The organism is Anaerolineales bacterium, from assembly GCA_019637805.1.
Classification (GTDB): Bacteria; Chloroflexota; Anaerolineae; order Anaerolineales; family UBA11579; genus JAMCZK01.
Genome location: JAHBVB010000001.1, coordinates 855367 through 867847 on the forward strand (window position 1 = coordinate 855367; position 12481 = coordinate 867847).

General features: G+C 59.9%; 10 protein-coding genes. 8 read left to right on the top strand and 2 right to left on the bottom strand.

Annotated features, from left to right (window positions below):
* Position 1: 1 nt before the first annotated feature.
* From KF885_04185 to KF885_04200, 4 genes are read left to right on the top strand one after another with little or no spacing between them, the layout of a single operon-like run.
* On the top strand, positions 2–973 hold the full coding sequence (locus KF885_04185) for a glycosyltransferase family 2 protein (GenBank protein MBX3048350.1): 972 nt from the start codon (positions 2–4) through the stop codon (positions 971–973).
* Complete coding sequence (locus KF885_04190; protein MBX3048351.1) at positions 951–2414, top strand: hypothetical protein; 1464 nt, start codon at positions 951–953, stop codon at positions 2412–2414. The genes KF885_04185 and KF885_04190 overlap by 23 nt, the downstream gene beginning before the upstream one ends.
* Positions 2407–3429, top strand: a complete 1023-nt coding sequence (locus tag KF885_04195; GenBank protein ID MBX3048352.1) for a sulfotransferase — start codon at positions 2407–2409, stop codon at positions 3427–3429. Before KF885_04190 ends, KF885_04195 begins: the two co-directional genes overlap by 8 nt.
* Before the next feature lies 1 nt (position 3430).
* Complete coding sequence (locus KF885_04200; protein ID MBX3048353.1) at positions 3431–4417, top strand: Gfo/Idh/MocA family oxidoreductase; 987 nt, start codon at positions 3431–3433, stop codon at positions 4415–4417.
* 3 nt (positions 4418–4420) lie between these two features.
* Here the strand turns inward: KF885_04200 and KF885_04205 are convergent, their stop codons facing one another.
* Both KF885_04205 and KF885_04210 read right to left on the bottom strand, forming a co-directional pair.
* Entirely contained in the window at positions 4421–6019 is a 1599-nt protein-coding gene (locus tag KF885_04205; protein ID MBX3048354.1) for a hypothetical protein, read from the bottom strand.
* Between the two features lies 1 nt (position 6020).
* Positions 6021–7649: a glycosyltransferase family 39 protein gene (locus tag KF885_04210; protein ID MBX3048355.1), complete on the bottom strand. Its 1629-nt coding sequence runs from the start codon at positions 7647–7649 to the stop codon at positions 6021–6023.
* 136 nt (positions 7650–7785) lie between these two features.
* On the opposite strand from KF885_04210, the gene KF885_04215 reads away from it, so the two are divergent.
* From KF885_04215 to KF885_04230, 4 genes are read left to right on the top strand one after another with little or no spacing between them, the layout of a single operon-like run.
* Positions 7786–9528, top strand: coding sequence for a bifunctional sulfate adenylyltransferase/adenylylsulfate kinase (locus KF885_04215; GenBank protein ID MBX3048356.1), 1743 nt, complete (start codon positions 7786–7788; stop codon positions 9526–9528).
* A gap of 30 nt (positions 9529–9558) precedes the next feature.
* On the top strand, positions 9559–10377 hold the full coding sequence (locus tag KF885_04220; GenBank protein ID MBX3048357.1) for an SDR family oxidoreductase: 819 nt from the start codon (positions 9559–9561) through the stop codon (positions 10375–10377).
* Positions 10374–11609 (top strand): acylneuraminate cytidylyltransferase, encoded by a 1236-nt coding sequence (locus tag KF885_04225; protein ID MBX3048358.1) that lies wholly within the window; start codon positions 10374–10376, stop codon positions 11607–11609. Before KF885_04220 ends, KF885_04225 begins: the two co-directional genes overlap by 4 nt.
* Complete coding sequence (locus KF885_04230; GenBank protein ID MBX3048359.1) at positions 11606–12478, top strand: N-acetylneuraminate synthase family protein; 873 nt, start codon at positions 11606–11608, stop codon at positions 12476–12478. Before KF885_04225 ends, KF885_04230 begins: the two co-directional genes overlap by 4 nt.
* The last annotated feature ends 3 nt before the right edge of the window (positions 12479–12481 follow it).

The window sequence follows — 12481 nt, forward strand, 5'->3', positions numbered from 1 at the left end:
AATGCGCGTCGGACAGAATCCGGTCAAGTCTATCGAAGAGATCGCCCCGCCCGCTCCAGTGACGGTGGTCGTCATTGCCTATATCCCCTTTCTGAGCGGGTATTACGCGGAAAGCTTGGATGTGCTCAAGCTGTGTCTGGGCAGCCTGCGCGCCAATACCCCGCAAGGCGAATACGATCTACTCGTTTTTGATAATGGCAGCTGTGCTGAAGTGCGCGAATATTTGCTGGCCGAACAGGCCGCCCAACGCATCCAGCATTTGTGGCTGTCTGAGCGCAACCTGGGCAAGCCAGCCGCCTGGAATGCGGCTTTGGCGGCCGCGCCGGGCGAGATCGTGGCTTATGCCGACAGCGATGTGTATTTCTATCCGGGTTGGCTGCAGGCCAGCGTGGAAACTCTGCGAGCCTTTCCCAAGCTGGGTATGGTCACCGCCATGCCGATGCTCATCCCAGAGAAGTACTCCACCACCACGCTGGCCTGGGCCAAACAACAGTCCGGGGTGAAGCTGGAACGCGGCGAGCTGCTGCCCTGGGAAGACTTTTGGCGGCATGCCCGCAGCCTGGGCGATAGCGAGGCGCAGGCCGGCGAGTTCTATGCCCAAAACAAAGCCGTCCGCCTCAGCGCAAAAGGGCGATCATATTATCTGGGCGCGGCGCACTTCCAGTTCACCGCGCCCAAGGCGGCCTTGCAGGCGGTGTTACCCATCCCCGCACAGCGGCCGATGGGACGCGTGCGCTTCCTGGACGAGGCCATGAACCAGGCGGGCTACCTGCGCCTGTGTACGGTCGGTTGGCACGTGCAGCACATGGGCAACACACTGCCGCGCCCCCAGGATTTGTTGGAAGCACCTGCCGGCCTGGCGGACCGCGCCGAAAAACCTGCCACTTTATCGAGTTTTTGGCGTTCCGGCCTGGTGCGCAGACTATTGCAAAGGATCCATGGTTGGAGCTTTGACAAGCTCCACCGCAGCTAAGATGGGCAAGCGCCGCGTTTTCATCAGTGCCGACCATGGTCTGGCGATTGTCTATTTCCTGCAAAGCGATCTGGTCGATCGTCTGATCGTTGCCGGTGTGGAAGTGGTCCTGCTCAGCGACGACGGCCTGATCGAGCAGATCCAGCAGCGTTTCGGGCGACCCGGCCTGGTGGTGGAAGGACTGCGCCTGTCGCAGGCCGAAAACTACTTCAAAACTGTCTCGCCGTTCTGGCAGTGGTGGCTGGACTTTTTGCGCCGCGCTGGCGCCTCACGGCGCATCAATCTGGAGGCGGTGGAAAGTTACATCCAGCAGGTGGAAGCTGAGGCCAATCCGCGGCGCAAAAGGTTGTTCCCGTTGATGCAAATCGTGGTGGCTGCCCTGCGCAATTTGCGCTGGGCGCGCCAATTGTTGGTGCGTGCCCAGCGGCGCTTCACTCCCAATCTGTATGCCGACCTGTTCGCCAAGTATCAGCCGGAACTGGTCGTGGCCAGCACGCCGGGTTGGCGGCATGACCGCTATCTATTGCGCGAGGCGGCTGCCCGCGGCGTGCCGACTGCGGCGGTGATCGTGGGCTGGGACAACAGCAGCAGCTACAGCCTGCCCGGTGCCCCCGTGGACTGGATCAGCTGTTGGTCTGAGCTGCAAAAAGAGGAATTGACCCAGGGCTCTGATTGGGACGCCAAGCGCGTCCACGTCGGCGGCATTCCTTCCTACGACGGCTATTTTCGTGATGAGTGGCGCTTGCCGCGCCAACAGTATTTTGCGCAGCATGGGCTGGACCCGCAGCGCAAGTTGATTTCTTATGCCAGCAGCTTCATCACCTTCTCGCCCAATATCCAGAACATTGAAGCACTGGCTGAGCTGGTTTCCGGCCAGCAGCTGGCTGAGCCCAGCCAGCTCTTGATCCGCCTGCACCCCAATCACTTCATGGATGTGGAGCGCTTCGCTGCCGAACGCGAGCAAATCCGCGCCCTGGCGCAGCGCTTCCCGCATGTGCACCTGGTCGAACCGGTGCCCCTGGGTGGTTCTTTAGGCTATTATTCGGGAGAAGACATGCCCGAAAAAGCCTCGATGATGGCGTATTCCGATGTATTCGTGACCGTCTATTCCACCATGGTGGTGGAAGCTTCGGTGCAAGGCAGCCCGGTGGTCAGCGCTTGCATTGACTCACCGCTGGGTTGGCCGGGCAAGTTCACCTTGCCGCTTTCGCGCATTGGTGACTGGCCCACGCACTCCCGCTTTCGCCAGTCGGGCGCGGGGCGCGTGGCTTATATCGCCGCGGAGCTGGCGGCGGCGATCAACCATTACTTGCAGAACCCGCAGGCAGACCAGGCAGCCCGTGCTGCGTTTGTGCAGCGCGAGTGCACTTTCACCGACGGCAGCGCCGGGCAGCGCACCGCAGACTATTTGCTTTCTCGTATAGGAAAACAAGATGAGTAATCGCATTCAACGCGCCCTGCGCGTGCTGCTCACCGGCAAAAGTGAATCCGGGACGCTGCGCGAAGTCCCTCCCATCCACTCTGAGGACCTGGCCGAAATTCGCCAGTTCTTTCCAATGCCCAAGTTCTTCATTTTTGGGCACGCGCGCTCCGGCACTACCTTGCTGGCCCGCCTGGTACGCGTGCACCCGGACGTGCACTGCAACTGGCAGGCGCATTTCTTCACCCGCCCGCCGCTGCTCAGTGGCATCCTGGCCGACAAGAAATACGAAGACTGGTTGGCACGACGCAGCAACCGCTGGAACCGCGGCCGGGATATGTCGCCGGTCGCCCTGCGGGCGATGAGCGACTACATCCTCGAACGCGACGCCTTGCGCGAGGGCAAGCGGGTGGTGGGCGACAAGAGCCCCAATGTGCTGCTGGGCGGCAAAGCCGTCAGCGAGATGCACCGCCTGTACCCGGACGGCAGCCTGATCAACATCGTACGAGACGGGCGCGACACACTGATCTCGCATCGCTTCCAAAACTTTATCGACGGCGTCCAATTCCTCAATAAAGCGGATCTGAAACTGCGTGATGAGTTTGCCAAAAACCCGGAGCCGTTCTTTGCCGGCGAGCGTTCCGTGTTCACGCCCCAGGCGGTTAAGAACATGGCCAAGAGCTGGGCCGAAAACGTCAGTGAAACCGATAAATTAGGACACCAGTTGTATGGAGCGCGCTATTTTTCGCTGCGCTATGAGGATTTATTGGCGCGACCCTACGAAATGCTCTCCAAATTGTGGAGTTTCCTAGGTGTGAACCCGGACACCATGGAAGCCCGTGTGCAGGCCGAGATGGGCGAGAACCCGGATGCGGACTGGCAGAGCCAAAAGGCGCCAGACTTGGCGGCTTTGTTGGAAAAGGGCAAGCGCGGTTCTTGGAAACAGTTGTTCACTGAGAGGGACAAACAATTGTTCAAGGAAGCCGCCGGCGCTGTGCTGCAAACTTGGGGCTATGAGCAAGGCGGGGATTGGTAGCGTGAAATTCCTCATCGCCGGCTTCGGCTCGATCGGGCGCCGCCACTTCCGCAACCTGCGCACGCTGGGCGAAAGGGATGTGCTTTTCTATCGCACGCGCAGCAGCTCATTACCCGATGAAGAGTTGGATGGTTTTATCGTGGAGACGGACCTGCAGGCGGCCCTGGCCCATAAGCCGGATGCGGTCATTGTGGCCAACCCCACTGCCCTGCACCTGGACGTGGCCATTCCGGCCGCTGCCGCCGGCTGCCACCTGTTGATGGAAAAACCCATTTCACATTCGTTGGCACGTGTGGCGGAGCTGCAGGCGGCTCTGGCCCGCGGCGGCGGGCAGGCACTGGTCGGTTTCCAATACCGTTTCCATCCGGGTTTGCAGCAGGCCGCCAAATTCCTCACTTCTGGCGAGCTGGGTCAGCCACTGGCCGCCCGGGCGCACTGGGGTGAATATCTGCCCAACTGGCACCCTTGGGAAGATTACCGCCAGGGTTACAGTGCGCGCAGCGACCTGGGCGGCGGAGTGGTGCTGACCCTCAGCCACCCCTTCGATTACCTGCGCTGGCTGCTGGGTGATGTGCGCGCCCTGTGGGCCAGCACCCGCCGCAGCGGTCAATTGGAGATCGAAGTCGAAGACCAGGCCGAAGTGGGCCTGGAGTTTGCCAGCGGCGTGCTGGCCTCTGTGCATCTGAATTATCTGCAACAGCCAGCAGCCCACTGGCTGGAAGTGATTTGTAGCCGCGGGCTGCTGCATTGGGACGCGCCCAGCGGAGCGCTATATGTGCAGCCCGCCGAAAGTGGCGCTCAGGAATTCCTGGCGCCGCCCGACTTTGATCGCAATGATATGTTTCTGGACGAAATGCGCCACTTCATTGCCGTCACCCACGGCGAAACCACGCCGCGCTGTACGCTGGAGGATGGCATTCAGGCTCAACGGATCGTCGAGGCGGTGCATCGTTCGGCGGCTGAAGGCCGCCGTATTGACCTGGACTGAAACTTATGGGCTGAGCAGATCCCAGTGGATGTTGGGCGAGTCGCTGCGGAAATAGTAAGGTATCCCATCCACTACATACTTCTTGTAGTTCATCAGATACGGGGCAGCTTCTGCATCCGTGTCTTCCCATAGTTGTGCAATCACATCCGGCTGCAGTTCCCCAATCGAGTAGGCGTAATCCCATTTGTTGTGACCTGGGCGGTAATTGCCCGGCTCAAATAGACTGGCATTGAGGTGTGCTTCCTGGCGGGCGATGACCGGGTCGTTTTTGCCCAGCAGGTCAATGCTGGTGCGTTCGGAAAAATAGGGCAGGTTGCCGGCGGTCACCACCGCGATCGTGGCCTGCGGCGCGGTCAGCTCGCCCAGCTTGAGGCCGATGCTGGCGTAGCGTTCCACGCTCTCCGTGAAAATGGGCTTGTCCCGCAAGGTCCAGCGGGCAAACCCATTCTGTACGTTCAACGTGTTCAGGCTGAGCAAGCTCATCCCCACCCACAGGACCAGGACCGTCTGGGCTGTGGCGCCGGCCCATGCGGGCGGTTTTTTGATAGTAGCCAGGAGAGCGGCGGCCAGCTGCCCCAGCGTGTGGGCGTAAAGCACAAAGAAGATTGGCATTACCGCGGCGATGAAGCGATTGGCTCCGCCCACATGCTCCCAGGCGTCGCCGCCTACGTAGACGCTGTAGCCCACCTGGGCCAACACTGCCGCGTATAGCGGCAGTAGGGTTTTGCGTCGGTCCACAGCAGGCAATGTGAGCGGCAGGGCAAAGATAGCCCAGTTTGAAGTCCATACAAAATCCCACAGGCGACGCAGGCCAATGCTGATGCGCAAGACGCTGGAGCCAGTGCCCAGTTTGAGGTAATAAGTGGTGGGCAGTGGGTCGCCGTAGTAGGCCAGCCGCCACAGCGTCAAAACCAGCAGCGTGCCGAACACGGCCCCCAGGCCACCCAATAGGTGTTGGCGGCGATGTCCTGGGTCTATCCAGACCAGCGCGGCTGTGGCGGCTAGGGCCGGCGCGGCGGCATCCATGCGCAGCAGCACGCCCAGGCCGAAGAGCAAATAAGTCCAGGGTTGGAAATGACCGTGTTGCAGGCCGCGTATGGCCAGGTACAGGGCCGCGCTGAACAGCAGGGCCTGCAGGCCAACTTCCATACCCTGCAGGCTCCAATTGTTGAGCGGGAAATAGAACGCGGTGAGGAAGACCGCCGCCAAAGGCACCAAGCGGTTGGACGAGAATTGTTCGGCCAAACCCTTGACCATCCACAGATTGAGGAACAAGCAGCACAGGCTGATCAGCTTGATGTAGAAACTGGTTTCTGTGATCTCCAGGGGGAAGAGGTGTACCAAGCTCATCACTAGCACCCACAAGGGATTGCTGAAGCCTTCAATGCGCTCCCCGCCTGCGTTCCACACCAGACCATCGCCGCGGGCAAAATTCTTGGCGAACTGCATCGAGATCATGGCGTCGTCGAACAAGGCGTGCATGCGCTGCCCCTCCACTTCGATGCTGGTGCGCTGGATGAATGCCCAGCCGTAAAGCAAAAACGCAGCCAGCAGGATGGCCATGGCGATTGGATAGAGTGGGAGGCGTTTGAGAGCGGGCATATTAAGGTGCCAAGCTGTTGATCTGATCCCAGAGGACATTGGGTGAGTCGGTGCGGATGTAGAGCACATAGCCATCCAGTTCAAAATGCTCAAAGCCGCCTGCTTCCAAGTAGGGCGCCATTTCGCGGCTGCTGCCCCAGATCTGAGCCACAATGTCTGGCTGCAACTGCACGATGGAGTGCTGGTAGTCCCATTTGTTGTGGCCCGGGCGGAAGGTGTCTTCCACATTGCTGAGCGTGCCGCCTGCACTGTGGGGCGCGCTGCTCGCAATAACTTTGTCGCTCTTGCCCAGCATGTCAATCCCGTAGCGTTCCGCAAAGTAGATGATGTTGCCTGCCGTAGCCACCGCAATTCGTGCCTCTGGCGTGGTGATTTGGTTGATCAGCAGGCCGATCCGCGTATAGCGTTCCGTACCCGGCACGAAGATGGGCCGTTTGATCGTCAGCCACTTGTCGCGGGCGTCGTTCTCGTGGATGACATTGAAGCTGAATAGACTGGTGAACACCAGCGCGGCCATCACGCCATGGCTGGCCAAGGCAGTCCAGTTGTCTGGTCGCAACTGCAGCAGCCTGCGGCGCAGTTTGTCCAACACTTGCACGAAAAGCAAAAAGAATAAGGGCATGGCCAGGGCGATGAAGCGGTTGGCGCCGCCTTTGTGTTCCCAGGCGTCGCCGCCGACGTAAATGCTGTAAGCCACTTGCCCAGCCAGCAGGGCAAACAAAAGCAGCGTCGCTTTGTCCGGCCAGAAGGCCATTAGCAAGAGCGGGAGCAGGGTCAAGAACCAACCTGAATCCCAAACGAAACCGCCAAAGACATCCAGACCGCGGCGCAGGCGTTCCGCCAGCGAGATACCGGCAACCTTGAGCGTGTAGGTGTTCGGCACCAGTTCTCCGTAATACCAATAACGCAAGCCGGTTTGCAGGGCCAGCGAGGCACCCAGCAGCCCCAAGCCCCAGGCCAGATGCTGGCGGCGGTGGGGTGCATCTTGCCAGGCCTGCAGGATGCACAGGGCTGTCAGGGGCACCAGCATGTCCACGCGTACCCAGGTGCCCAGCGCCAGCAGGGCATAAGGCCAAAACGAAAAGCGCCCGCCATCCCGCGCGCGCAGCGCCAGCCAGACCGCGCTGCTTAGCAGCAGCGTTAGCAGGCCGACCTCCATGCCCTGCAGGGCCCAGTTGTTGAGATGGAAATAGAACCCCGTCAGCCCGGCGGCTAGCAGCGCAGCCAACTCGCCTGTAAAGAGCCGCCGGCCGACCAGCCAAACAACAATAATATTCAGGCCTAGAAAGATGGCGCTGCTAATCTGGATGGGCAGGCTGACCGTCTCGGGCGGCAAGCCCAGCTTGTGAAAAAGAGCCATGAACAGCACCCAGCCGGGGTTGCTAAAGCCCTCCACGCGCTCGCCGCCGGCGTTCCATACCAGGCCATCTCCATTGGCCAAGTTGCGTGCGTATTGCATCGAGATCATGGCGTCGTCAAATAGAGCGTAATAGCGCTGTTCATCTACGACAAAGCTGGTGCGTTCAATAAACCGTGCGCAGTAAAAGGCAAAAGCCAATAGGATGCCGATAAGACCAAGAACGCCTAAAAGGCGAGTGGTCTTTGGGGAAAGCACGGGGGCTTTTAACATAAGAAAGGGATTATAACCAACCAGGCGTGTATAGCTGTTTAGGGGCCTTGGTGGTATCATTTCTGCCGTGAACCCCGTGTTTGACAGCCTGCCACTATGTGCAGGCTGTTTTGTGCCGGGTCATTTATGGAGTTAAATGGCAACCCAAGATAAATCCACTGTACTAAATACCCCTTATGGCGGCGCCCTAGTGAACCTGGTCAAGACCGGGTCTGAGCGCGACTCTTTGCGAGAACAAGCCAGCCGTTTGCCGGATGTGCGCCTGTCCCCGCGTTCCCTGCATGACCTCGAACTGCTGGCAGTAGGCGCTTTTTCCCCTCTGGACCGTTTTATGGGCCAGGCGGATTACGAACGTGTCATGGAAGAGATGCGCCTGGCCGATGGCACTCTTTTTCCATTGCCAATCACCCTGACGATCAAGAGCGATGAACTGCCGAAGAGCGACCAGGTCGTGCTGCGCGATGTACGCAACAACGCCTTCGCCGTCATGGACATTGAAGAGACGTTCAAGTGGGATCCTCAGGTCGAAGCCCAGAAGGTATTAGGCTCCACGGATCCGCGCCACCCGCTGGTCTCGGAAATGATCCGTTGGGGCGATCTGTGCATCTCCGGCAAGCTGCAGGTCTTTGACCTGCCGATGTACAGTGACTTCGTCGAACTGCGCCGCACCCCGGCCGAAGTGCGCGCCCTCTTGGAAGAGATGGGCAACCACAATGTAGTCTTCTTCCAAACCCGCAACCCGATGCACCGCATCCATGAAGAGCTGACCAAGCGCGCAGCCGAGCAGGTCAATGGTAGCTTGGTGATCCATCCCGTGGTCGGCTTGACCAAGCCCGGCGATGTAGACCATTACACGCGTGTGCGCGTCTACCGCAGCCTGGTGGAAAACTATTACGATAAGAACAAGACCGTGTTGAGCCTGCTGCCCCTGGCGATGCGCATGGCCGGCCCGCGTGAGGCGCTTTGGCACGCCATCATCCGCCGCAACTACGGCGCCACGCATTTCATCGTCGGTCGTGACCACGCCGGTCCCGGCAAAGACGGTGACGGCAAGCCCTTCTACGGCCCCTATGACGCCCAGGAGCTGCTCTCTAAACACCAGGATGAGATTGGTGTAGAGATGGTGCCCTTCAAGGAGTTGGTCTACCTGGCGGATGAAGAACGCTATGTAGAAGCCGGCCAGGAACCGACCGGCGCCAAGATCCTCAACATCTCCGGCACCCAAGTGCGCGATAATTACCTGGCCAAAGGGGAATATTTGCCGGAATGGTTCACTCGTCGTGAAACCTCCGAAATCCTGATGGAAATGTACCCCCCGCGCCACAAGCAGGGTTTCTGCCTGTGGTTCACGGGCCTGAGCGGATCCGGCAAGTCCACCGTGGCGCAGCTGGTCACCTCGCTGTTGATGGAGCGTGGCCGCCAGGTCACTGTTCTGGACGGGGATGTGGTGCGCACCCATCTCTCCAAGGGTCTGGGTTTCAGTCGGGAAGATCGTGACACCAATATCCTGCGCATCGGTTTTGTGGCCGGTGAGCTTGTGCGCCAGCACGGCGCCGTGATTGCCGCCGCCATCAGCCCCTTCCGGGCGGCGCGCAACGAGTGCCGCAAGATGGTCGGAGAAGATCGCTTCATTGAGATATTTGTCAATACCCCTGTGGAAGTGTGTGAGCAGCGCGATGTGAAAGGCCTGTACGCCAAGGCCCGCCGCGGCGAGATCACCGGTTTTACCGGGGTGGACGATCCCTACGAAGAGCCCCGCAATCCCGAGATCACCCTGGACACGGTCAAGAACTCCCCAGAGCAAAATGCCCGCCAGATCATTCAATATCTGGAGGACCAGGGTCTGACCCTGCCGGTCTCCGGCAACGGAGCCCAGTAGGCTGCACAGCAGGGCAGCCAGTTGCCCACCATGTCCGCACTCCCTTCTTTTGACCTGACTGCCCGCGCTGCCGTAGTAACCGGCGGCGCGGGCTTGCTTGGCCGCCAGTTTTGCCAAACCCTGGCTTCGGCCGGGGCGGCGGTGCTGGTGGCGGACATGGATCTGGACGCCGCCGAAGCGGTGGCCGAGGGCATCCGCGCCGCTGGCGGACGGGCTTTAGCCCAGCAAACCAACGTGGGCGAGGCTGATTCTGCGCGAGCGATGGCTGCCGCTGCGGCCGAGCAGTTCGGCAGCCTGGACATCCTGGTCAACAGCGCCGCCCTGGACCCCAAATTCGACAAATCTGGAGCGGGTAAACACAGCAGCGCCTTTGAGGACTACGCGCTGGAAACCTGGGAAGCCGCGCTCAGGGTCAATCTGACCGGCGCGTTCCTATGCTCGCAAGCCACGGTAATGCACATGCTCTCTCAGGGTCGCGGCGTCATTATCAATATCTGCTCCACCTATGGCCTGGGTGGGCCTGACCAGCGCCTGTACCAGCGCCCGGGTGAGCCTGCCCAATACAAACCAGTGGATTACACCGTCACCAAAGCGGGCATTTTAGGGCTGACCAAGTACCTGGCTACGTATTACGGCGACAAGAACATTCGCGTGAATGCCCTCACACCGGGTGGCGTATTCAACGGACATGACGAGCATTTTGTGCAGCAATACTCTGCCCGCACGGTTCTGGGGCGCATGGCACAGCCGGATGAGATGAATGGCGGCCTGCTTTTCCTGGCCTCGGATGCCTCCAGCTACATGACGGGAGCCAATCTGGTTGTGGATGGGGGCTGGACGGCCTGGTGAGCGCCAAGAAGCCGGAAGTTCTGGCGATCATCCCCGCCCGCGGCGGCTCCAAGAGCATTCCGCGCAAAAATGCACTCCCCTTTCTGGGGCATCCCTTATTGGCTTATAGTGTCGCTGCCGGGGTGCAAGCCCAGAAAGTGACCCGCACCATCATTTCCACCGACGATGCCGAAATGGCGGAGCTGGCTCGCCAATACGGGGCCGAAGCACCGTTTTTACGCCCGGCCGAATTCGCTCAGGACAGCACTCAAGATTTGCCAGTCTTCCAGCATGCTTTGGGGTGGCTGGCCGAGAACGAAGATTACCATCCCGAGATCGTGGTGCAGCTGCGCCCCACCTCTCCGGTGCGGCCGCACAGTCTGGTGGATGAAGCCGTGGAGATCTTGCTCAACCACCCCGCCGCCGATTCCGTGCGTGGCGTAGTACCTTCCGGCCAAAACCCTTACAAGATGTGGCGGATAAACGAAAGCGAAGCGATGCAGCCGCTGCTGACCGTGGATCACAACCTGGAACCCTACAATTCGCCCCGCCAGGTCTTGCCACCGACCTACTGGCAGACCGGACATGTGGACGCTATTCGGGCGGCGACGATTCTGCAGGGCAGTATGAGCGGAGCGTCGATCTGGCCGGTGCATATTGATCCCCGCTACACAGTGGATATTGATACCCACAACGATTGGAAGCGGGCTGAGTGGCTGGCCGCCTCAGGCGAACTGGACCTGGTCTGGCCCGGTGCCTCTCGCCGGCCGCTGCCCGCCGAGGTACGCTTGCTGGTGCTGGACTTCGACGGCGTGATGACTGACAACCGCGTGTGGGTGGACCAGGACGGTCGCGAACAGGTGGCCGCCAACCGCGGCGACGGGCTGGGCCTGCTGCAATTGCGCAAAGCTGGGGTGCAGACCCTGGTGATGTCGATGGAGACCAACCCGGTGGTGGCGCGCCGCTGTGAAAAGCTGGGCATTGAGTATTACCAGGGCATTGAAGATAAAGCTACTTTGTTAAAGAAGATATTGGCTGAAAAGCAGATCGCGGCCGAAAACACGGTTTATATTGGCAATGACACCAACGACCTGCCCTGCTTCCCTCTGGTCGGTTGCGCCGTGGCAGTGGGCGACTCTCATCCAGCCGTATTGCGCCAGGCAGACAGAGTTTTGATTTACCCCGGCGGCCGGGGCGCAGTCCGCGAGCTTTGTGATTTAATTCTAGAGAACCTCCCCAAGGAGAACAAATGAAGCGTGAAATTCAGCTCGGTAAGCGCATAGTCGGTGATGGTCACCCAGCCTATATCATCGGCGAGATTGGCATTAACCACAACGGCGATATTGACGTCGCTAAGCAGCTGATTGACCTGGCCAAGTGGGCTGGCGCCGACGCAGTCAAGTTCCAAAAGCGCACCCCAGAATTGGCCACGCCTCCCGACCAGCGCGACAAGATGCGCGAAACTCCTTGGGGCTACATTACCTATCTGGACTATCGCTACAAAGTGGAGTTTGACGAGACAGCTTATCGTGAGATTGATGCCCACTGCAAACAAAAGGGCATGGACTGGTTTGTCTCGGTGTGGGATTTGGAATCGATCGACTTCATGGAGGCCTTTGACACACCGTGCTACAAAGTGCCCTCTGCGGCCATGACCGACCACGAAATGCTGCGCAAGCTCAAGAAGACCGGCCGCCCGATCATCCTCTCGACCGGCATGTCCACCGATGAGCAGATCAAGGCCTCGGTGGATGTGGTGGGTACCGATAACCTGGTGCTGACCCACACCACCAGCACCTACCCCTGCGAACCGGAAGAGCTCAACCTGCGCATGATCCAGACTTTATTAGAACAATATCCCTGCCCGGTGGGCTATTCTGGCCATGAAGTTGGCTTGGTGACCTCCGCGGTGGCCGTGGCCATGGGTGCCTGTCTGGTCGAACGCCACATCACCCTGGACCGGGCCATGTGGGGCACTGACCAGGCCGCCTCTGTGGAGCCGGGCGGCCTGCAGAAGCTGGTCAAATATATCCGTGTGACTGAGCAGTCTCTGGGAGACGGAAAGAAGCGCGTCTACGACAGCGAATTGCCTTCGCTGAAGAAGATGCGCCGCGTGCAGTAGCAC

What these genes read in the sequence shown, in the direction of transcription:
- KF885_04185 (MBX3048350.1), top strand. Translation starts at nt 2, where the DNA reads ATGCGCGTCGGACAGAATCCGGTCAAGTCTATCGAAGAGATCGCCCCG.
- KF885_04195 (MBX3048352.1), top strand. Translation starts at nt 2,407, where the DNA reads ATGAGTAATCGCATTCAACGCGCCCTGCGCGTGCTGCTCACCGGCAAA.
- KF885_04230 (MBX3048359.1), top strand. Translation starts at nt 11,606, where the DNA reads ATGAAGCGTGAAATTCAGCTCGGTAAGCGCATAGTCGGTGATGGTCAC.
- KF885_04205 (MBX3048354.1), bottom strand. Translation starts at nt 6,019, where the DNA reads ATGCCCGCTCTCAAACGCCTCCCACTCTATCCAATCGCCATGGCCATC.
- KF885_04220 (MBX3048357.1), top strand. Translation starts at nt 9,559, where the DNA reads ATGTCCGCACTCCCTTCTTTTGACCTGACTGCCCGCGCTGCCGTAGTA.
- KF885_04215 (MBX3048356.1), top strand. Translation starts at nt 7,786, where the DNA reads ATGGCAACCCAAGATAAATCCACTGTACTAAATACCCCTTATGGCGGC.
- KF885_04210 (MBX3048355.1), bottom strand. Translation starts at nt 7,649, where the DNA reads ATGTTAAAAGCCCCCGTGCTTTCCCCAAAGACCACTCGCCTTTTAGGC.